This window comes from Streptomyces bacillaris (genome assembly GCF_003268675.1).
Classification (GTDB): domain Bacteria; phylum Actinomycetota; class Actinomycetes; order Streptomycetales; family Streptomycetaceae; genus Streptomyces; species Streptomyces bacillaris.
This window is the reverse complement of record NZ_CP029378.1, coordinates 1,614,028-1,635,653: the sequence shown is the minus strand read 5'-3', so window position 1 is coordinate 1,635,653 and position 21,626 is coordinate 1,614,028. Positions and strand designations below refer to the sequence as shown.

11 protein-coding genes and 1 pseudogene are annotated in these 21,626 nt (G+C 68.4%); 8 read left to right on the top strand and 4 right to left on the bottom strand.

Features of this window, described 5'->3' with window-relative positions; all coding sequences use genetic code 11:
- Positions 1–65: 65 nt before the first annotated feature.
- From DJ476_RS06535 to DJ476_RS06510, 6 genes are all read left to right on the top strand, one after another.
- Positions 66–2,450: an AAA family ATPase gene (locus DJ476_RS06535; RefSeq protein WP_112490079.1), complete on the top strand. Its 2,385-nt coding sequence runs from the start codon at positions 66–68 to the stop codon at positions 2,448–2,450.
- A complete protein-coding gene (locus DJ476_RS06530) occupies positions 2,447–2,839 on the top strand; it encodes a hypothetical protein (protein WP_112490078.1) in 393 nt (130 codons plus the stop codon). The genes DJ476_RS06535 and DJ476_RS06530 overlap by 4 nt, the downstream gene beginning before the upstream one ends.
- A gap of 24 nt (positions 2,840–2,863) precedes the next feature.
- Positions 2,864–4,513, top strand: coding sequence for a hypothetical protein (locus tag DJ476_RS06525; RefSeq protein ID WP_112490077.1), 1,650 nt, complete (start codon positions 2,864–2,866; stop codon positions 4,511–4,513).
- A 108-nt stretch (positions 4,514–4,621) separates the two neighbouring features.
- Positions 4,622–6,484, top strand: coding sequence for a DUF4357 domain-containing protein (locus tag DJ476_RS06520; protein WP_112490076.1), 1,863 nt, complete (start codon positions 4,622–4,624; stop codon positions 6,482–6,484).
- Positions 6,481–7,695 (top strand): McrC family protein, encoded by a 1,215-nt coding sequence (locus DJ476_RS06515; protein WP_103419644.1) that lies wholly within the window; start codon positions 6,481–6,483, stop codon positions 7,693–7,695. Before DJ476_RS06520 ends, DJ476_RS06515 begins: the two co-directional genes overlap by 4 nt.
- 44 nt (positions 7,696–7,739) lie before the next feature.
- A complete protein-coding gene (locus DJ476_RS06510) occupies positions 7,740–9,896 on the top strand; it encodes a UvrD-helicase domain-containing protein (protein ID WP_103419645.1) in 2,157 nt (718 codons plus the stop codon).
- 12 nt (positions 9,897–9,908) lie between these two features.
- Here the strand turns inward: DJ476_RS06510 and DJ476_RS06505 are convergent, their stop codons facing one another.
- Positions 9,909–11,570, bottom strand: coding sequence for an N-6 DNA methylase (locus DJ476_RS06505; protein ID WP_030026468.1), 1,662 nt, complete (start codon positions 11,568–11,570; stop codon positions 9,909–9,911).
- 117 nt (positions 11,571–11,687) lie between these two features.
- Entirely contained in the window at positions 11,688–12,047 is a 360-nt protein-coding gene (locus DJ476_RS06500) for a type II toxin-antitoxin system VapC family toxin (protein ID WP_051722255.1), read from the bottom strand.
- Between the two features lie 841 nt (positions 12,048–12,888).
- Here DJ476_RS06500 and DJ476_RS06495 point away from each other — a divergent pair.
- Both DJ476_RS06495 and DJ476_RS06490 read left to right on the top strand, forming a co-directional pair.
- On the top strand, positions 12,889–14,361 hold the full coding sequence (locus DJ476_RS06495) for an ISAzo13 family transposase (protein ID WP_456339961.1): 1,473 nt from the start codon (positions 12,889–12,891) through the stop codon (positions 14,359–14,361).
- A 15-nt stretch (positions 14,362–14,376) separates the two neighbouring features.
- A pseudogene (locus tag DJ476_RS06490) lies at positions 14,377–15,399 on the top strand (ISAs1 family transposase); the annotation flags it as partial.
- A gap of 528 nt (positions 15,400–15,927) precedes the next feature.
- On the opposite strand, the gene DJ476_RS06485 reads toward DJ476_RS06490, so the two are convergent.
- Both DJ476_RS06485 and DJ476_RS06480 read right to left on the bottom strand, forming a co-directional pair.
- Positions 15,928–16,161, bottom strand: a complete 234-nt coding sequence (locus DJ476_RS06485; protein WP_103419647.1) for a bacteriocin immunity protein — start codon at positions 16,159–16,161, stop codon at positions 15,928–15,930.
- Between the two features lie 6 nt (positions 16,162–16,167).
- Entirely contained in the window at positions 16,168–21,375 is a 5,208-nt protein-coding gene (locus tag DJ476_RS06480; protein WP_318294419.1) for a DUF6531 domain-containing protein, read from the bottom strand.
- Positions 21,376–21,626 lie beyond the last annotated feature (251 nt).

The window sequence follows — 21,626 nt, the reverse complement described above, 5'->3', positions numbered from 1 at the left end:
CCCTGGGGCTCCCGGCTGCGGACTTCGCCGTCGCACCCGCCGTCTCCCGTGCATGGAGCCACACCGTGAGCGACCAGCCCCACCCCTCCCTCCGCGACCTCGTCCTCCAGCGCCTGGCCGCCGCCGGCCTGGAGCCGGAGACGGCGGATCTGCTGCGCGACCTCTTCCCCGGGACTCGGGCCGGAAGCGCCTCCCGAACCGGTCCTCTCTTCCTCCGCTCCATCACGGCCGCCGGGTGGCGAGGCATCGGCCCGGAGACCACGCTCGGCCTCACCCCCGCACCGGGCCTCACCGTGGTCGCCGGACGCAACGGCTCCGGTAAGTCCAGCTTCGCCGAGGCCGCCGAGATGGCACTGACGGGCGACAACTTCCGCTGGCAGGACCGTACTCAGATCTGGCGGCAGGGGTGGCGGAATCTGCACGATCCGGCGGCTCCCCGCGTGGAGGTGGAGTGCCGCCGTGACGGTGCCGACACGCCCGTCACCGTCCGCAGGAGCTGGCACGGCGACGGGCTGGGCGACGCACGGGTGGCGGTCCACCGGCCAGGCCTGCCCGGCGGAGAGCTGGGCGAGGTCGTCGGCGCGGAGGAGCTCGCGCTGTACCGGCCGTTCCTCTCGTACAGCGAACTCGGCGCCGTGATCAACGGCCCCATGACCGCCCTCCATGACGGACTCGCCCAGATCCTCGGCCTGGAGCAGCTCTCCGAGGCCTACAAGGAGGCGGGAGCCCGCCTCAAGGTGATCAAGGACGGCGAGAAGAAGGCCACCGACCTGGCAGCCGCGGTCCTCGCCGAACTGCGGGGCTCCGGCGACCCGAGGGCCGTCGCGGCCGTGGAGGTTCTCTCCGCACGCCGCCCGGACCGCGAACGCGTTCGCACCCTCCTTGCCGCACGGCCCGAGGGCGACACCGCCGAACTCGAAAGGCTGCGCGGGCTGTCCACCCTCGAAGGGCCTGATCTGAGCGACATCAGCGGTGCCGTGACGCGGCTGCGGGAAGCCGCGGCCCGGGCCGATGACGCGCGGTCCGGCTCCGCCGAGGACGCCCGCCGTCTCTCCGACCTCCTGGAGCGGGCGCTCGACCACCGGCGGCGGGCGCGGACCGCCGACTGCCCCGTCTGCGACACGCCCGGACTGCTCGACGACGACTGGGCGGTGCGCGCCCGGGAGCAGGTCGAACGGCTCCAGCGCGAAGCCGCGGAAGCGCAGTCCGCGCGCGACGACCTGCGCGGCGCCATCCGCGCCGTCCACGATCTCGTCCAGCCCGTCCCCGTATGGCTCCGGCCGGAGGACTCGCCGCTCGCCGCCCTCTGGCGGGAATGGTCCCTGTGCCGGAGCGCGACCGACCCCCGCCCGCTGGCGGATCAGGTCGAGCGCCTTTCGGCCGCCCTCGCCGACGCCTGCCGGCAGGAGAGCGAGAAGGCGGCCCGCCTGCTCGCTGATCAGGACGCCGGCTGGCGGCCGCTCGGGGTGCGCCTCGCCGAATGGCTGGCCGTCGCCGACCGGGCCGCCGAGGCCGCATCGCTCGGCAAGCGACTCAAGGACGCGCAGACCTGGCTCAAGAAGGTCACCGACGAACTCCGCGAGGAGCGGCTGCGCCCGTTCGCCGACCAGTCGCAGACCATCTGGAAGCTGCTCTGCGAGCGCAGCAGCGTCACGCTCGGCTCGATCGGCCTGACGGGGACGGCCAACCAGCGCAAGGTGAAGCTTGACGTGTCCGTGGACGACATGGACGCGCCCGCCTTCGGCGTGATGAGCCAGGGTGAACTGCACTCGCTCGCCCTCTCGCTGTTCCTCCCTCGCGCCACCCACCCCGACAGCCCCTTCGGGTTCCTGGTGATCGACGACCCGGTGCAGTCCATGGACCCGGAGAAGGTCGAGGGGCTCGCGCGGGTCCTCCATGCCTGTGCCCAGCGCCGCCAGGTGATCGTCTTCACTCACGACACCCGCCTCCAGCAGGCCATCCGCCACCTGCGCATCCCCGCGACGATCATGCAGGTCTCCCGGCAGACCGACTCCGTCGTCAAGGTCACCCGCACCGACGACCCGGTCTCCCTCGCGCTGAGCGAGGCCCGGGCCGTCGCCAAGGACCCGAACGTGCCGCAGGGCGTCGCCGACCGGGTCCTACCCCAGATGTGCCGAGGCGCCCTGGAGGCCGCCTGCCTGGAACCCGCACGGCGCCGCCTGCGGGCCGAAGGCCACGGCCACGCCGACGTCGAGGCCAGGATCGGCAAGGCCCACAAGCTCACCGATCTCGCCGCGCTCGCCTTCTACGACAGCAGCATGGAACCCGCCCAGGTCCTCGCGGCCGTCGCGCAGGACCACGGCCCCTGGGCCCGCGCGCTCATCGAACGGTGCAACGCCGGCGCCCACCAGTTCCTCACCCCGATCGGCGACCGCATGGACCTGGTCCGGGACACCGAGCGCCTCGCGAAGGCGGTGCGCGGCCGATGACCCGTACCCCCGACGAACTGGCCGCGGCCGCCCGTCATCTGCTCCTCCCTCCCCCCGGTATTCCCCACACCCTCGCGCCGGGACTCCGCGCCCGAGCCGCCGCCGCCCTGCTCCGGCTGGCCCTGGACGAGGCCATGGACGGCTTCTGGCGGCGGGTCAGTCCCGCCATGGCGCACAGCCGTGGCCGTACCAAGGCGCTCTGTCTGGAGTGGTACGCCCCGTGCTCCGTGGCCCGTCAGTGGTACGCCGTGTGGTCCGCGCTCAGCGCGGCCTGCCACCACCACACGTATGAACTCCCGCCCACCCCGGGCGAGGTCAGGGCCTGGCACGACGACGTCGTCGAACTGCTCGCCGCCCTCCGCCAAGGACCCGAGCGGACCGAAGCCTGACCGGTGCACCGAAAGGACCACGGCATGGACACACGCCGCTACCGCATGGTCGTCACCAGCGGCCTCGACTACGTCAGCACCGGCGCGCAGGTCGACGCCCGGCTCCGGGACTGGCTGCGTGAACCGCCCAAGAACTACGACATCCAGGCGTTCGCGGAGGGACGCAACGAGATAGCCCGGGGAGTCACGCTCGACCACGACTCGGCGACCGGCACCGGCGGGGCGTACGGGCGTTGGCGCCTCCGGGAGACCGCCCCGGACGGCACCTGGCAGACGACCCTGGTGATCAGGCAGACGGAGAGTCGGCCGACCCGCGTACAGCTGGACGTAGAGCACCTTCCCGACGATCCGGACACGTTGCCGACGCCCGCAAAGACCCCCCGCCTCGCGGCAAGCCTGCTGGACGTCCTCCAGGCCCGCGACGGGCTCGCGGACGTGACCCGGATGCCACAGGTCGTCGAGGCGGCCGACATCGACTCCGTCATCGACGAGTTGTGCGACGCGGAGCGCCGTCTGCCGATCGTCATGGCCACCGCCCCGAACGGGGCCGACTTCGATGTCTGGCTGGAGCGGACCCTGGACCCGCTGGTCCGTCCCCTGGCCGGCCTCGCCATCCTCTACGCCCTCGCGCCCGGGGCGGACAACCGCTTCAACCGGCTCATGGAGTACCACCGGGTGTACGGCGGAGGCATCCGGACCTTCCTTCCAGGTGTGGACCCGGCCTGGGCGGCCGACGGCCAGCGCCACCGCGTCATGTCGCACCGGGTCGTCGCCGAGAACCCGGCCCGGGCCCGCCGCCTGCTCGCCCAGCTTCCCCAGGGCCTCGCCACCCGGGCGCCACTGCCGCCCGAGCTGGACGCGGTACCCGTGTTGCGCGCGCGTACCAAGGAGAGCTCGGGCAGCTCCGAGCTGGAGCGGCTGAGGGACGAGAACCACGCCCTCTTCGAGATCCTCGAGGAAGCCGGGCGCGAGCAGCGGGTACGGGCCGACGAGATCAGGGACCTGAAGAACGAACTCCAGCGCGCCAGGAGCGACGAGATCACGCTGATCGCCGAGTACGACGAGCAGTACCGGGAACTGCATGAGACCCGGGTCCAGCTCGTCACCGTGCAGAAGCGCCTGCTCGCCCTCGGCGCCGCCGAAGCCGCGTACGCCCCGGACGACGGCGGTCCCGCTGTCCCCGAGTCCTTCGCGGAGATCCTGGAACGGATCGAGGAGATGCCTCGCGTGCACTTCACCGGAGCCAGGAAGATCACCCTGGAACTGGACGACCAGGCGTACGGTTCCTCCTGGGTCCGTATGGCCTGGGACGCACTGCTGGCGCTTCGGGACTACGCCGACGTCTCGGTCGACGCCCCCGCCGACGGCGCGGCCTTCCGTGACTTCAAGCAGTGGTGCGAGGACGCTCCGGGCGGCAGGCACGCGATATCGCCCCGTAAGGTCGTGCGCGACGAGTCCAGGACAGTGAAGACGAACACCGTCTGGCGCAAGGAACGGACCTTCCCCGTCCCGGAAAACGTGGATCCCGCCTGCCGGCTGTTCATGGGCGCGCACGTGAGGATCGGCGGCGGCAACACCGTCGCTCCACGCCTGCACTACCACGACGCCGCCCGCGCCGAGCACGGGATCTTCATCGGATACATCGGGCCGCACCTCACCAACACCCTCACCTGAGGTACGGAGCGGGGCTAAGGTCCTTCTCGGCACCGGCCTTCGGGCATATGCCCTGCCCGTGTCCAAGGACTCACGGGAACGAGGAACGTACGTGAACCAGGAGTGTGCGTGAACGAGGACAGCGGCAACCCCGCCGAGTACCCGGAGTTCCGGCTGCGGCTGCCCGGCGGGGACGGCATCGGGCGGGCGGTCGGCGTCCTCCTCGACGCCGTCGGCACCAACGGGAGCCGCAAGTTCCTGGTCCGGGCCGGTTCGCCGGCCCGGGAGCACGTCATGCCGTCGTTCCCCAAGCACTTCAGCGGCACGTTCAAGCGGCGCGAGGAGCTGAGAGCCGCCGGAGTCCTCGCGCCGTCCGACCGCTGGCCCGGATGGCTGGAGCTGACCGCTGACGTCGAGTGCGGATCGCCGTCCGCCGCCGCCGAGATACTCGTCGGCGCCCCGCGCAACGGCTGGGAGGAGTGGCGCACCGAGGCGGGCACACCGCTGTCCGACTTCATGGAGGGCATGCGTTCCGGGCCCAACCGGGCCTGGCTCGTGCGCGGCTCGAACGTGGCGGGCAGTGACCTCGTCCACCGGCTCTGGCTTCCCGAGGGCAGGGTCACGCTGTCGGCCTCGCGGCTGCGCCAGGGAGTGGCGCAGGGGGCGAGCAAGGAGCGGCTGAGAGCGTTCGTCGAGGAGGACTACGGGACGACGGCGACCTACAACCAGAAGCTGGAGCTCGTCGACGAGCTGTACGCGTTCCTCTCCTGGATGAAGCCGGGCGACACGGTGTGCGGCATCTCCGGGGGCCGCCTGTACGTGGGTGAGATCACCGGAACGGTCGAGCAGACCGCCTCCGAAGGCGGCCGCTCCAACCTGCGCCGCCCCGTCGACTGGCAGAGCAGCGGGTACGCCTACGACGAGCTTCCCGAGGAACTCCAGCAGAAGCTCTCGGCGCAGCACGACGTCGTCGACCTCACCTCCGTGCAGGCCCTCATCGACGGACTCGGCCGTACCGACGAGGAGCTCGCCGACGAGGCCGTGTCCCGGGAACGCGACCCGAGCGAGACCGTCCCGGCCCTCGCGGCCCGGCGTGAGCTGGAGCTTCCCGAGCCGGGCCAGGCCCTCGCCGACGAACTGCTCGTCCACGACGTGGAGTGGCTGCGCGAGGTGAAGGACCTCCTCTGGGACGAACGGCAGCTGGTGCTGTACGGACCGCCGGGCACGGGCAAGACCCACCTGGCCCTCAAACTCGCCGAGTTCCTCGGAGGCGGGCCCGAACGGGTCAAGCTGGTGCAGTTCCATCCGTCGTACGCGTACGAGGACTTCTTCGAAGGCTTCCGGCCGAAGGAGGACCCCGACACCCGGGAGGTCGCCTTCCGGCTGACGGCGGGCCCGCTGCGGGAGCTCGCCGACCTCGCCTCCCGCGAAGGAAACCGCCACATCCCGCACTTCCTGATCATCGACGAGATCAATCGTGCGAATCTGGCCAAGGTCTTCGGAGAGCTCTACTTCCTCCTGGAGTACCGGAACAAGTCGGTCCGCCTGACTTACTCGGGCGACGACTTCGCCCTCCCGTCCAATCTCTTCGTCATCGGCACGATGAACACCGCCGACCGCTCCATCGCCCTTGTCGACGCGGCCATGCGACGGCGCTTCGCCTTCGTGGAGCTCTCGCCGCGTACCGAGCCCACCCAGGGGCTGCTGCGCCGCTGGCTCGCCGCCCAGGACCGCGGCCCCGAGCCGGCGGACCTGCTGGACGCGCTCAACTCCCGCATCGACGACCCCGATTTCCGTATCGGCCCCTCGTACCTGATGAAGAAGGCGGTCTACCGGGAAGGCGGCCTCGACCGCACCTGGCGCACCAAGATCCTTCCGCTCCTGGAGGAGCATCACTACGGAGAGGGAATCGACATTGCCAAGACCTACGGTCTCGAAGCCCTTCGCGCGAATATTGCACCGGCTGCCGGCCCGGGTGAGACCGACGCGTGACTGGCATCCAGCTCGTCGAACACGCCCCGCACACCACCCATGACCTGCCGGCGGCCATCGGCCGGGCACTCGCCGCCTCCCGGATCGTGGACGCGGCGCCCGACCCGTACCGGACCGGGGGATGGCGGCTGCGCGCGGGGAGCAAGGTCGGAGCCTTAGTGGTCAGGGCCCCGGGGGAGGACCCCGTCACCCTGAGGATCACCCCGAAGGTGCCGATCGCCCATCTGTTCTTCCTCCTGGGGTACGCCCTGAACCCGCGGATCCACCAAGAGGGCACGGTGGAGGTGTCGGCGCACACGGAACTGGTTCCCTTCTTCGCCCAGACCTACGAGAGGGCGCAGGAGCGAGCCCTGAGGCAAGGAGTGCTGCAGGGGTACCGGCACACGCAAGAGGCGTCCCCTGTCCTTCGCGGTCGGCTCAGGGAGACCGACCAGGTGCGCCGTCACCACGGACGGCTCTTTCCCCTGGAAGTGGCCTATGACGAGTACACCACCGACATACCCGAGAACCGGCTGCTGCGGGCGGCGACCGAGCGGCTGCTGAGCCTGCCCCGCGTCCCGGCCGGAGTACGGCGGTCCCTCCAGCACCAACGGGCCCGGCTCATCGACGCCGAGCCCCTGCTGCGCGGCGCCGCTCCGCCCCGGTGGCGGCCGAGCCGACTGAACCTCCGCTACCAGCCCGCGCTGCGGCTGGCGGAGACCGTCCTGCGCCGCGAGTCGCCCGAGCACCTGCCGGGTGACGTCACCGTCGACGGATTCCTGCTCGACATGAACAAACTCTTCGAGGACTTCGTCTGCGTGGCCCTGCGTGAGGCCCTCACAGCGCATGGCGGACACTGCGCGCTCCAGGCCAAGGGAGTGCATCTCGACGCGGACGGGACCATCCGCATGAGGCCGGATCTCCTCCGGTACGGGGACGACGGCCGCCCGCTGAACGTGGCCGACGCCAAGTACAAGGCGCAGAAGCCCGACGGTTTTCCCGACGCCGACCTCTACCAGATGCTCGCCTACTGCACAGCGCTGGGTCTTCCCGAGGGGCATCTGATCTACGCCAGGGGCGGCGCGCTTCACGCTTCCCACCGAGTCCGGAACGCGGGGATCGTCATCCACCAGCACGTCCTGGACCTGGAAGGGCCGCCGGCGGAACTGCTCGGGACGGTCCGGGACCTCGCCCGCCTGATGGCCGAGGGCGCGGGCCTCGCATCCCCCTAAGATCGTTTCGGCCGCGCCGCACGCCACGAGGTAAGGAGCCCACCGTGCCCCAGCTCGCCTTCGCGAACAGCTTCTGGGAGAGCTACGACGTGCTGGAGAAGCCCGTCAAAGCCGGAGTGCGCAAGGCGATGACCAAGTTCCAACAGCTCACCGTCGCGGAACTGCACGCCGACAAGGGGCTTCACCTGGAGTCGGTGGACAAGGCGCGCGATCCACGGATGAGGACCATCCGGATCAACGACTTCTGGCGCGGAGTGGTCCTCGCCCCGAACGACGGCAGCGATGTCTTCCTCCTCATCAACGTCGTGCCGCACGACGACGCCTACAGCTGGGCGGCCAAGCGGCTCTACACGGTCAACACCGCCACCCGCGGCCTGGAGGTCCGCAACGTCGTCGCCATCGAGCAACTGACGCCGGCCCTGGAGAAGGCGGCGGCAGTGGCCCCCACTCTGCTCTTCGCCTCCCATTCGGACACCGTGCTGCGGGAACTCGGCATCGACGCGCAGGTGTTGCGGGCGGTGCGCACCATCACGGACCAGGCCCAGCTGGACGCGTTCGGCACCCTGCTTCCCGAGGACCAGTTCGAAGTCCTCCAGTACCTCGCGGAGGGCTTCAGCCCCGAAGAGGTCTACCGCGACCTCGTCACCGCACGGCGGCCCGCCGACGCTCCTGGGGACCCCGCGGACGACCTCGCGTCGGCGATCCTCCACACCAGAAGCCGCATCACACTCGTGACCGGGCCGGACGAGCTGGCCGAGATCCTGGAGAAGCCCTTCGCGGCCTGGCGGGTCTTCCTCCACCCCTCCCAGCGGCGCGTCGCCTACCGCGTGTCCTACGGCGGACCGGCGCAGGTGACCGGAGGCCCAGGCACGGGCAAGACTGTCGTCGCCCTGCATCGCGTCAAGCACCTGTTGTCCCGCTCCGAGGACAGCCGGGTCCTGCTCACCACGTACACCAACGCTCTCGCGGCGAGCCTGCGCGAGAACCTCGCCCTGCTGCTCGACGGCGATGAGGCGCTGCTTCGCAGGGTCGACGTGACGACAGTGAACGCCTACGCGCACCGAGCCCTTCAGGCAGCCGGCGGCCGGACTCTGTCCCTCGTCGGAGACCGTGAGGAGCAGCAGATCTGGCAGCGGGTCGGCAAACGCCTCGGCCTTCCGTGGCCGGAGCAGTTCCTCGCTCAGGAATATCGCCACGTCGTACTCGCCCAGGACATCGGCACGCTCGACGCCTACCGGGGCGCGGTGCGCAGAGGACGCGGCTCGGCGCTGCCCGTAGCCCAGCGAGAGCGGGTCTGGGAGGCGGTCGAGTTCTTCCGGGCCGAACTTGCTGCCCGAGGCGGCCGCACCCACCTCGATGTCTGCGCCCAGGCGGCACGGCTGCTGGAAGGGAAGGTCGCTTCGGACGGCCACGACTACGACCACGTGGTCGTCGATGAGGCGCAGGACCTGCATCCAGCCCAATGGCGGGTGCTGCGGGCAGCTGTGGGCCGTGGACCCGACGACCTCTTCATCACCGGTGACCCCCATCAGCGGATCTACGATTCCAGGGTCTCCCTGGCCTCACTGGGCATCACGGTGACCGGCCGGAGCGGTCGGCTGCGGATCAACTACCGCAGTACGGAGGAGATCCTCGGCTGGTCCACCGGCATTCTGAAGGAGATGGACGTCGAGGATCTCGGGGGCGACGGTGCGGACAGCCTCCTCGGTTACCGCTCACTGCTCCACGGAGGACGCCCTCACGTCAGAGGTCATGCTTCCGAGCAGGTCGAAGTGGACGCGATCGTCGAGCGGATCGAGGAGTGGATCGGCCAAGGCATGCGCCCCGAGGAGATCGGGGTGTGCGCCCGCTTCCACCTGCTCCTGGACAAGGTGTACGACAGGCTCGCGGCTCGGGGCATTCCCGTGGTCCGGGTCAAGGAGGGACCGGGGGCGGGAACGGCAGGGGTGCGCCTCGCGACGATGCACGCGATGAAGGGGCTGGAGTTTCGTGGCGTCGGTGTACTCGGGGTTTCGGACGGCGCACTCCCGTTCGCCCGTGAGGTCACCGCGGCCGCGACGGACAGGCTGCAGAACGAGGCCGATCTGCTGCGTGAGCGGTGCCTGCTCTTCGTCGCCTGCACACGGGCCAGGGAAGCACTGCACGTGTCCTGGAGCGGAAAGCCCAGCCCGTTCGTGCCCCTGCCTTCCGAACTCCCCTGACCGGCCGACGGGTCACTCGCCGGAATCGTCCGCAGGAGGTGCAAGGGCTCCGTTGGTCAGCCCCTCCCGGGCCAGAGCGGCTGCCTCCTTCCCCAGTTCGGCCAGACTCGCGACGCGTTCCTCGAACTCTTGGAGAGAACGGAAGACGGCTCCGTAGCGACGCTGGTCGGCGACCGCCATCTGCGGGATGCGGGCCGCCCGCGCGTCCACACGGTGCGTTCCGCTGGTACTGGTCGAGCGGCGGACGTTGGACGCGCTCTGAAGAAAGCCGCGCAGGTAGTCCGTATCGAGTTGAGGACTCAGGGATTGGGGGCCGCCGGCGCCCGCCTCGATCAGTCCCGCTCGGGACAGATCCGCGAGGCTGACCGTGGCTGTGTCCAGAGAGTCTTCTCCCGCCGTTTCCCGCAAGGCCGGCAGGAGTGCGCCCAGCGCTTGGAGCTGCTGCTCGATCTCTTCGCGCAGGGACCAGTACTCCGCCCGGAAGTCCTGGGTGGAACGGTGGATGTGAAGGTTCGGCGTGAGGTCCACGGTCTCGTCGAGGAGGTCGATGAGGGGGATGTCGGCGACCTGGTCGCTGGTGGGTTCTAGGGGTCCGTCCGGATCGTTGCCCGTCAGGTCGACCATGCGGACGTGTGACGGAGTCGTGTCGTCCGGTTTCGGGCGGCGGAGGATCCAGAGCAGTACGGGGACGGAGTGCGAGGAGGCGACTCCACCCGGTAGCGCGATGACGTGGGCGAGGATTCCCCGCCGTACGAGTTCCGCCCGGATCCGGCGTCCAGCCTTGCGGTAGGCCACGGATGACGGCATGACGATCACCGTGCGGCCGCCAGGGGCGGTGTGGGCGTAACAGTGCTGGAGCCAGGCGAGCTCCCCCTCCGCCTTGGAGGGGGTGCCAAGCTCCCATCGTGCGTCGAGGAGCAGTTCCTCGCGCCCCCAGTCCGGGCCGACGGCGGGAGGCTCGCACACGACGAGGTCGGCGCGGAGCGAGGGCCAGGCATCCGCCCGCAGCGAGTCACCCGCTTGGATCACCGCATCGGCTCGGCCGCTCAACTTGGCTCGGAGTTCCGCGAACCGTGCTGCTGCGGGGTCGATCTCCTGCCCGCGAATGACCGTACTGCCGTCGTCCCCCGCAACCATGAGAAGGACCCCGATCCCGCAGGCGGGATCGAAGACGGTGGTGCCCTTGGGCAAAGGGCCCACAAAGTGAGCGACCGCCCGGGCGATCCTCGCCGAGGTCACCTGATCCGAGCCGCTGCGACGCGCCGAATCCTGAAAGCGTTCGACGAGTCCGTCGGCCACGTCGGTTGGTGTGGCGCTCTGTGCTGACGAGGCGACGATCGCAGCCGCTGCGGAGTCGAGACCAGACGGATTTCCCGTCGAAAGGAATGCTGCGACCGAAGACAGGCCGCTGATCATGTCATCGCCGAACGACGCGCGGAGCGCCTGCCAGAGCCGGACTTCGTCGGACACGTCATGGCTCTTCCGCTGGTTCGCGAGCCATGCCCGTACATCGGTAAGGGAAAACAGAGGTGTGCCTGAACTGCCTCCCGCCGGGGCGGGGAAGTCCTTGTGGCGGCGTCTCCAGTTCGACACAGCGGCTCGTGTCACGCCCGCGATGCGAGCGATCTCGGCCCCGGTGATCAAAGGGTCTACTGCACCCGCGTCATCCCTCATACGGAAACCGTACACGCCATTGCAGACACGCGGTAAGTGTTGGGCGTTGACGTCGTCAACGTGTTCATCTGGGACGGAAGTCATCCGCTTGTGCAGGAACGTGAGCGGCGGTGGGATTCAGACCTTCATGACGGTGGCGTGCCCGCGGCAAAGCGCTGTGAGGTCCTCAGGATCGGAAGCAAGGATCGTGGCCGGCCCTGGTGAGGCCAGTGCGGTGGCGGCGAGTATGGCGTCGATGGCGTACTTGTGGCCGTGCGGGCCGGCGTCGGCGAGCAGGATGGCGGCGTGGCGGGCGATCGGCTCGGTGATCGGTTCCACGACCAGGCGGGAGAGTGTCCACTCCAGGGCAGGGCGGTTGATGCGGGGGTGGGCCACTTCGGCCAAGGCGACTGCCGAGGTGATCACACGGAGGTCGTCGGTGCGGGCCAGGGCGAGCCGGGCGTGACCGTTTGGCGGGCAGGCGGCCGAGGTGATCACTTGAAGGCCGGCGTCACAAGCGACTGCGAGCGGCTTGCGGACCTCGTGGTCGCGTTGTGCAGTCTCGGCGAGCCTTCGCCGGCGGCGAAAAGATCACGCTCGCGAGCTCGCCCCGCTTGGTGGCGGCATCCGGGCCGTCGAGGGGCAGTACGCGTGCGTCGAAAGGCCGCGCGTAGCGCCCATGGCGCACGTAGTGCACATGGATCTTGAGTCCGTTTTGCGCACCACGTGTCTCTGACCTGCGGTTTTCATTAACCTGTTCTTGGCTCTACATGTTTTCGATGACGGCGCACGTGGAATGCGTGGCCATCCTTGAGCCTGCGGCAAAGGTCCTCTGACCTGCTGGTTCTCCTTGCTCCCCATGCTCGGGCCGATCGGTCCGACCTGTTTCCAGGAGCGCATCATGTGGAGTGCGTGACGCTCCTTGAGCCTCTCGAAAAGGCCACTGACCTGCAGGTTCAGAGAGTGTGCGTGGCGCGTGCCACTCCGGTTCCGGGCGACGGCATGGTGCTGACAGAGTATCTTGACGTTCACCTGACGCTCCTTCTGATGGGGCGTCAGGTGAACGACTGGGCTGAACAGGTGTCCCTGGGGAACTGTCATACCTACCGGGTGGGACAGCTTGGCCCGCCGCCGATGTCGACAACCCTATGTCGGCGCAGACGGCCACGCGATCCAGCGTTCTGGCGTCGTATTCTTAAGGCTCGCAGAGAATCAAGGTGTTGCTTCCCGTGATGCGGCTCGTAGTTGTGGTACGAGCGTCTCCGACGAGGTTCGCGGTCAACTTGCTGCGAGGTTCGAGGTGTTGTTCCCGCACCTCGACGAGCGGCAGCGGCGGCTGATGATGGGGGCCGAGGCCCGGATCCTGGGGCACGGCGGTATCCGGGCGGTTGCGCGGGCGGCCCAGGTCAGCGAGACGACGGTCCGCAAAGGCGTGGACGAGCTGGAGGCCGGCGAGGAACCCCTGGGCCGGGTGCGCAGGCCCGGTGGTGGCCGGAAGAGGTCCGCGGATCTTGACCCGGGACTGCGGACTGCGCTGCCGGCCCTGGTGGAACCCGACGAGCGGGGCGATCCGATGTCGCCGCTGTGCTGGACGGTGAAGTCGACCAGGAGCCTGACGGCCGCGCTCACCGGTCAGGGCCACCAAGTGAGTGCGGACACGGTCGGTGACCTGCTGCGGGAAGAGGGCTTCAGCCTGCAGGCTGGCGCCAAGACCATCGAGGGCAGGCAGCACCCGGACAGCGACGCCCAGTTCCGCTACATCAACGAGCAGGCCGGAGGGCACATGGGCGCCGGCCAGCCGGTGATCAGCGTGGATGCGAAGAAGAAGGAACTCATCGGCGACTACAAGAACGCGGGCCTCCAGTGGCGGCCTGCCGGTGAGCCGGTACTGGTCAAGACGCACGACTTCCTGGACCGGCAGGGACCGGGCAAGGCGATCCCCTACGGGATCCATGACATCGCCGCGAACACCGGCTGGGTCACCGTGGGCACTGATCACGACACCGCCGCGTTTGCTGTCGCCTCCATTCGCCGCTGGTGGCAGGCCCGGGGCCGGCACGACTATCCGGCCGCTACCCGTCTGCTGATCACTGCGGACGCGGGCGGGTCCAACGGCTACCGCACCCGTGCCTGGAAGACCGAACTCGCCGCCCTGGCCACCGAGACGGGCTTGGACATCACGGTCTGCCACATGCCGCCGGGCACCTCAAAGTGGAACAAGATCGAGCACAGGCTGTTCTTCCGCATCTCCATGAACTGGCGCGGCTGGCCGCTGACCAGCCATGACGTCGTCGTGAACAGCATCGCGGCGACCACCACCCGCACCGGGCTGACCGTCCATGCCGAACTCGACCCGGGCACCTACGACACCGGCATCAAGGTCACCGACAGCGATATCGACGCTCTGCCCATGCACCGGCACCGTTTCCACGGCGACTGGAACTACACCCTCCACCCCCGCTCTCGCGACACCGCCAGCGCAGACACGGCCCCGCGGGCAGCCGGCGCCCCGTCCCCACAGCCCTGCTCCAGGTGTCTGCGCAACCCGGAGCTGACCGGTATGCCCGAACCGGCGCTGGACGAACTCATCAACCAGCTGGGCAGGAAAATCGACGAGTTACGTGAGCACCACGTCCAGCCCCTTCTGGCCGAGCACGGCTGCACCATCCAACCCTCGACAGCCAGGTTCGGGACAGGGCTTCGGCGTAGTCGCGTGATGCCCGGTTCGTGGCGGAATGTCAGCTCAGCGGCGGTGTTCTCAGAACGTGACAGGCACGGCTTCCAAGATCATGGAGTTCTCTACGCCCCGTGATCCAAGTGGAAGACCGTGCCTGCCGACGCATCATCTCTGATCCCGCCTGCCCTTGACCAACTGCGCGAGAATCCGCAGGTCGGACCCGAGGAGCTCCCGGGCCTGCTGGAACGGCTGGCCGAGGTGCCGGACCCGCGTGACCCACGCGGGGTGCGCCACCGCCTGGCCGTCGTGCTCGCTCTCACCGCGTGCGCGGTGCTGGCCGGAGCGACCTCGCTGCTGGCGGTCGGCGAATGGATCACCGATGCCCCTGGGCATGTGCTGGAACAGGTCGGTGCGAACCCCGATCCGCTCCTGCCCGTGCGGGTGCTGCCCGCCGAGAGCACGGTCCGCCGGCTGCTGGCCCGCGTCGACGGCGACGCTCTGGACCGGGCAGTCGGACGTTGGCTCGCCGACCGTCTCCCGAAGGCGACCGGGCTGCGTGGCCTGGCAGTGGACGGCAAAAGCCTGCGCGGCGCGGCAAAAGCGAACGGCCGCAAGATCCACCTGCTCGCCGCACTGGAACACGCCACCGGCTTGGTCCTGGCCCAGATGGACGTCGGCGAGAAGACGAACGAGATCACCTGCTTCCAGCCACTGCTGGACACCCTCGCCGACCTGGCAGGAGTCGTCGTGACCAGCGACGCCATGCACACCCAGCGCGAGCACGCCGACTACCTCCTCGACCGGGCCGCCCACTACATCGTGATCGTCAAGGGCAACCAGAAGAAGCTGCGCCGACGGCTCAAGTCCCTTCCCTGGAAGGACATCCCGCTTCAGGGCCGCACCCGGGCAACCGGCCGCGGCCGCTCCGAGATCCGCCGGATCAAGGCCGCCACCGTGAACAGCCTCCTCTTCCCCGGAGCCCGCCAGGCCGTCCAGATCAAGCGCCGGCGCACCGACCGCAAGACCGGCAAGACCACCGTCAAGACGGTCTACGCCGTCACCAGCCTGACCGCCGAGCAGGCCACTCCGGCCCAGCTCGCCCGACTCGTCCGCGACCACTGGACGATTGAAGCCCTGCACCACGTCCGTGACACCACCTTCGCTGAGGACGCCTCCCAACTGCGGACCGGCAACGCGCCCCGCGCGATGGCCACCTGGCGCAACCTCGCTATCGGGGCACTCCGGGCAACCGGAGCGAAGAACATCGCGGCAGGTCTTCGCCACAACGCCCGTGACCCTCGCCGCCCGCTCGCACTCCCCGGCCTCGCATGATCACAAAACGGGCGTCACGCAACTACGCCGAAGCCTTGAGGTTCGGGACACCCGCTGACGTCGCCGCGTTCCTCGCCAACAGCAGCCCCACAAAGATCAAACCAACATGTTGATTCTCTGCGAGCCCCAAGAATCGGCTGAGGAAGCGCGAACCGACTCACCTCGGAGTTCTGTTAGTGCAGCCCCGACACGCCCTGCATGACCCTGAACCGATCACACCACAATGAAGCTGGTGGATCCGCGCTGAACTGAGCCAGAACAAGGAACGGCCTCCGGGGCAGATCGGCCCCGGAGGCTTTGTTGTCAGCGGCCTTGACGCTGGCGGCATACGTCGACCTGCTGCCGGGGATCCGAACCCCGCATTTCTCCTTACAGAGCGAAAGGGGTATAGGACAAGGCGGTGTCCACAACCTCTTCTGCCGTCAAGCCATCCGCAAAACCTTCCATGTCGGGATGGTAGATGAGATTGAGTACACGAGGATGAGGAACGCTCGCTTCGAGAATCTCCACGAGCCTATCGACTTCCTCCTCCGTCCCGTGTTGCGCCATGATTGTGCGAACAAGCTCGACGAGCTGATCGCGGGTATGGTCACGCGCGCCCATCACACCTCACTGATGATAGTTGGGGTCCAGTATCTCTGCATGATACCGGGGCGTTACAACCACCAGGTTGTCCAGATCGTAGACGCCGCCGCCATGCTGAATCGGTTTTACGTGGTGGAGGACGTACTTGTTATTCCTTCCCACGGCTTGCTGGTTCGCCACAAATGGTGCCCTGCCGGCAGCCATACGTGTCCTGTTTGATTTACTGAAACCTGTTGCCAAACCTGAGTCACTGGCAACAGCCTTCCAGAAAGCCTCGCGAAAATCCCCGAATGTCTTGAAGGATTTCCCCTGCAGCTGTCGGCCGATCTGTCCCGGGACTTTCCCCGTACTTCCATGGGTTCCCTTCAGCCACCCACCAGATATATCGGACAGACGCCCGCCACCTGTTACAGCGCCTGGAGAGTTCCTTAGCTCTGTGGCCGTCCTGGCCCCCATAATGGCGGGACGACTACTCAGCCCTTCGGCGCCCAGGGTCGAGGTCTCGGGCTCGACCGCTTGTCGCCTCCAGCCGGTGAGGCCGCCGACCCCGACGAGGGCCACTTGTTGGGTGAGTTCGTCGGCTGCTTCGGCGTAGAGGTCGGCGAGTGCGTCGCAGCCTTGTTGGCGGAGCATGTATTCGGCGCGGTAGAGGCGGTAGGCGGGGCGGACGGGGAGGTACTTGTCGAGGAAGGCGCCGGCGCCGCCGTTCTCGCCGGTGAAGGCGTCCTGTGCGTCACCGAGGAACACGAAGGGTGACTTGACGACGTCGGCGAAGGCGTTCCCGAAGATGCCCAGTACGTCGCCGATGCCGTCGACGCTGTCGTTCGGGTCTTCGGGGGTACGGCCGCTCGGGTCGGTCAGGAGGGTGGGTACGTTATCGGCGTATGCGTACGGGGAAACATGGTGGCTTGAGGTGCTGCGGGTCACCGGATCGGTGCTGTTGAAGCGGCCGGTAGCGGGGTTGTACTGGCGGGCGTGGAGGTCGATGTTGCCGGTGGTGGTTTCGTAGCGGGCGCCGGTGTAGGTGGGGGTGCTTGAGGGTGCGCCTGCGGTGACGGTGCCCAGGACCCGGGTGCCGTAGGGGTCGTAGGCCCAGCGCTGGTGGAGGGTGCCGGTGCTGCTGGTGACGGCGAGCGGGGAGCCCTGGGTGTCGTGGTGGTAGTAGAAGACCGCGCCCGTGCCGGTTTTGGTGGCGGCGGGCTGGCCGAGGGGGTCGTAGCGGTAGGACTGCTTGACGGCCCAGGCGCTGTCGTACTCGGTGGCGAGGATCGGCAGGGGTGCGTTGGGGTCCCACTGGGTGCGGCTGGTGACCGCGCCGTCCTTGAGGGTGGCGACCTGGTTGCCGCTGGCGTCGTGGTCGTAGGTGTAGTTGGCGCCTGCGACGGTGGCGGCGGAGATCTGTCCGGCCAGGTCGTAGGTGAGGGTGTCGGCGCCGGCCTTGGTCTGGTTGCCTTCCGCGTCGTATGCGTATGCGGTGGTGGTGGTCCCGGTGGTGGTGGAGGTGAGCTGGTCGGCGTCGTCGTAGGCGTAGCTGGTGGACGTGGCACCGAGGGTGGAGGTCAGGCGGTTGCCGACCTTGTCGTAGGTGTAGGACGTGGTGCGGGTGGCGGGGCAGCCGGTTACCCAGGGCTGGGGGTAGCAGCCGGAGGTGAGGCGGCCCGCGGTGTCGTAGGTCTGGTCGTAGCCGCCGGTGCCGACTCCGGCACGGGTGACGTCGACGCGGGTGGGCAGGCCCGCTGCCGACAGGGTGAGGGCGGTCTTGGTGACCGTCGTGCCCGCCTTGGTGGAGGTGACGGCGGTGACGCGGCCCGCTCGGTCGTAGGTGCGTTCCTCGGTCTCCGTGTTGGGCAGTGCCGTCTTGGTGAGGTTGCCTGCCGCGTCGGAGGTGTAGGTGGTGGTGCCGTCGGCCGTCATCGTGGCGGTGCGGCCGTCGTTGTCGTAGGTGTAGCCGATGGTGTTGCCGTCGGAGTATTTACGGGTGAGCATCTGCCCGGCGGCGTCGTAGGTGTAGGCGAAGCCGCGGGTCTTGGTGAGGTCGCCGACCGCGTTGTAGACGAAGTCCTCGGAGATCTTCGCGTTGGCGCGGGCGGTCATGCGCCCGGCGTCGTCGTAGCCGAGGGTGACGTCCGGCGTGGCATCCGAGTAGTCGATCTTGGTGACCAGGCCGCGGACGTCGTACGTCCGGGTGGTGGTGCCGCGGGGCGTCGTCACCTTGACCGGATTGCTGTCCGCGTCGTACGCGTACGTCGTCACCCGGTCCAGCGGGTCGGTGACCGACGTCAGGCGGTGCGCCGCGTCGTAACCGTAGGTGGTGACGTGATTGTTGGCGTCGGTCCGGCTGGCGACGTTGCCGACCGAGTCGTAGCCGTAGGTGGTGGCCGCGCCGCCGGGGGCGGTGACGGTGGTCAGCCGGTCGAGCTTGTCGTAGCGGTAGGTGGTGGCACGCTGGTCGGCGTCCGTTCTCCGGATGACTTTCCCGATGGCGTCGTACTCGGTTCTTGTCACGTTGCCGAGTGGGCCGGTGACGGCGGTCGGGTTGCCCGACGGGTCGTAGTCGTAGGTGGTGGTGTACTGGGCGGGGGAGGCTCCGGTGACGTTGCCTCGCGGGTCGACGGCCGTGGCTCGGCGGCCGTCATCGTCGTAGGTCCAGCTCTCCTTGTTGCCCAGGGGCGAAGTGCTGCTGAGCAGATGCCCGTCGGCGTCGTAGGTGTAGGTGCTGGTCTTGCTCAGCTGGTTGGTGCTGCTGGTGAGCCGATTGTTCTTGTCGTAGACAGAAAGAGTCGTCTTGCCTGCCGCGTCGGTGACCTTGGTGACGTTGTCGTTGGCGTCGTACGTGTAGCCGGTGGTGTGTCCGAGCTGGTCGGTGTTCACCAGCGGCCGGTTGATCGCGTCGTAGGTCGTGGTGGTGAACGCGCCGGTGGGTCCGGTGACCTTGGTGGTGTTGCCTGCGGCGTCGTAGGCGTAGCTCGTCGTATATGCGGCCGGGTCGTTGCCTGTGACGTTGCCGCGCGGGGAGACGCTGGTGAGCAGGCGTCCTACTTTGTCGTAGGTGTAGGTGGTCTTGTTGCCGGCGGCGTCCGTCTCGGAGGCGAGGTGTCCGGCGGCGCTGTAGGTGCGGGTGACGAACTCCCCCGCCGCGTCCGTCGTCCGGATCAGGTGCCCGGCATCGTCGTAGGCGAACGCCGTGGTCTCGCCCTCGGGGTTCCTCGCGGTGAGGAGCTGCTCTGCACCGTTGTAGGTGTAGGTCGTGGTGCGGCCCAGCGGGTCGGTGGCCGAGCTGAGCAGACCTCGCCCGTCGTAGGCGTACGTCGTCATGTAGGCGGTGGCGTCGGCGCCGGTGGCGTTGCCGCGCGGGTCCGTCCTGGTCAGGATCCGCCCGGCCGCGTCGTAGGTGAACGTCGCCTTCTCACCCAGGGGTGTGGCCACCGAGGTCCGGTTACCGGCTGTGTCGTAGCCGTAGGTGGTGACCTTGCCCCGCGGCGTCTTCACCGTCTGGATGGCGCCGAGCGTCGTGTACGTGTAGGCGGTGGTGCCGCCGAGGGGGTCGGTGGTGGTCGTCAGCTGGTTGGACGTGTTGTACGCGTACGTCGTCTTGTTGCCGCGGCCGTCAGTGTGGCTGGTGATGTTGCCCGACGTGTCGTAGGTCCATACCTCTTTGTAGCCAAGGCTGGCAGGTGAACTCCGGGTGAGCATGCGACCGGCGCTGTCGTACGTCATCGACGTGGTGTTGCCGCGCTGGTCGGTGATGGACACGGGCCGCAGATTGCGGTCGTAGTCGTAGGTGATGCTCTTGCCGTACGGGTCGATGGTCGACATGAGGACGTTGCCGGAGTACACGTCGGTCCACACGCCGCCGTCGGGCGCCGTGGTGTGCGACTCGCGGCTGCCGTCCCAGGTGAACGTGGTCGTCTTGCCGTTCTGGTCGGTCTGGGATCTGATCCGGCCGGTCGGGTCGTAGAGGTTGCTGACCTTGCCGCCTGCGGGGTCGGTGTAGGAAGACAGCCGCTTGTCGGTGCCGTACGTGTAGGAAGAGGTTTTCCTCGCCGGGTCGGTCACCGAGGTCAGCAGACCGCCGGTGTAGCCGTAGGACACCGACCTCGTGTCCGGCAGGGCCACCTTGGTCAGCAGCCCGTCCGCGCCGGCCGTGAAGGTCGTCGTGCGTCCGGCGGCGTCCTTGACGGAGGCGAGCTTGCCGGACGCGTACGTCAGGTTCAGCCCCTTCCCTGCCTTGTCCACGACGGAAACGAGCTGACCACCGCTGGTGAAGGTCCGCTTGGTGTGGTCAGGCGTGATCAGGGTGAAGGCACTGGTGCCCTTGACCAGTTTGGCCGCCGACCCGGCCGGGGCTTTGTACGTTCCGTCGCTGTTCTGCGTGAAGACGATCGACGCCCCGTCGTCCGCCCGGTAGGTGACCTTCCCTGTCGCGACCGTGAGCTTCGAGTCGAACGGTGTCGCCCAGCCGCGTCCCAGCAGGCCCGCTGTGGTCGAGTCGGAACGGTACGTGCGTTCCAGGGCGAGAGGCACACCTGGGCCGACCAGGGAGGCGTCGGTGAGCTGTTCGAAGAACATGCCGGTCGCCGTGTTGACCGGGTCGGCACGGTGGGCCTGCGCGTAGCAGGTGCAGATGCCTGCCTGCGCTCCGGGAATGTCGGGCGTGTAGAAGGCTTCCACCAGGGGGGAGGTGGTTCCGCCCGGACTCGACGACCCGTCGGTGCCGGTGAGGAAGATCCAGGCGTAGTACTTCTTGCCGTCCTCGAGATGCCCCCCGAGTGTGCTGCCGCTCCACCAGAAGCACTGGTCGGCGGGGTAGGCGTTGCCCGGCCACCATCCGTAGCACCAGGCACCGTTGTCGAGATAGCGGCCCGAAGGGTCACCGGTGGAGCGCTTGATCTCCTGCTGGAGGACGAAGTTCCCGGCCTCGTCGCGGACATAGAGCCACATCCCGGATACCGAGGAAGCCGTCGTGCCCGTCGGTAACTGCAGTTGCCCGCCGATCGACAACATCGCCGGGTAAGCAGTGGCGTACGCGCTGACCCATGGGGGATTCCCTGTTGCCTGTGTGCCGAACGGAGTTGCCGATCTGTTGGCGGCCGGGCCTCGGTCGGCTGGCTCGGTGGGACGGGGGTGCGGTGTGCCGGACGGCTTTTCTGCGCGCGGGTCGATGTAGTTGTGCATGGGCGACAGCTCGCCCCGGTCCCGCTTCACCTGCTGGCGTCTCTCGGCCAGCGTCATGGCCTTGGGCGGCTTCGGGAGGTCCGCCGCGGTTCTCGCCGCGGCCGTCCGTAGGGCAGCCGATGGGGGTATGGAGGTCTGTTGGCCTCCGGGAGATGCCCAGGAGGGGATGACCCCTGCGACGGCCAGGAGAGCCAGAGCCAGGAGTGTTGTGAGGAGTCTTCGCGCCTGTGTGCGCACAGTGCATCACCCATGAGTAAGTCGTGAACAAAGTCGGGGTAATGCTTGATCCGAAAGTGGACCGAACTAAC

Coding starts and splice junctions, on each gene's coding strand:
- DJ476_RS06495 (WP_456339961.1), top strand. CDS start 12,889: ATGATGGGGGCCGAGGCCCGGATCCTGGGGCACGGCGGTATCCGGGCG.
- DJ476_RS06525 (WP_112490077.1), top strand. CDS start 2,864: ATGGACACACGCCGCTACCGCATGGTCGTCACCAGCGGCCTCGACTAC.
- DJ476_RS06480 (WP_318294419.1), bottom strand. CDS start 21,375: ATGACGCTGGCCGAGAGACGCCAGCAGGTGAAGCGGGACCGGGGCGAG.
- DJ476_RS06505 (WP_030026468.1), bottom strand. CDS start 11,570: ATGAGGGATGACGCGGGTGCAGTAGACCCTTTGATCACCGGGGCCGAG.
- DJ476_RS06485 (WP_103419647.1), bottom strand. CDS start 16,161: ATGGGCGCGCGTGACCATACCCGCGATCAGCTCGTCGAGCTTGTTCGC.
- DJ476_RS06530 (WP_112490078.1), top strand. CDS start 2,447: ATGACCCGTACCCCCGACGAACTGGCCGCGGCCGCCCGTCATCTGCTC.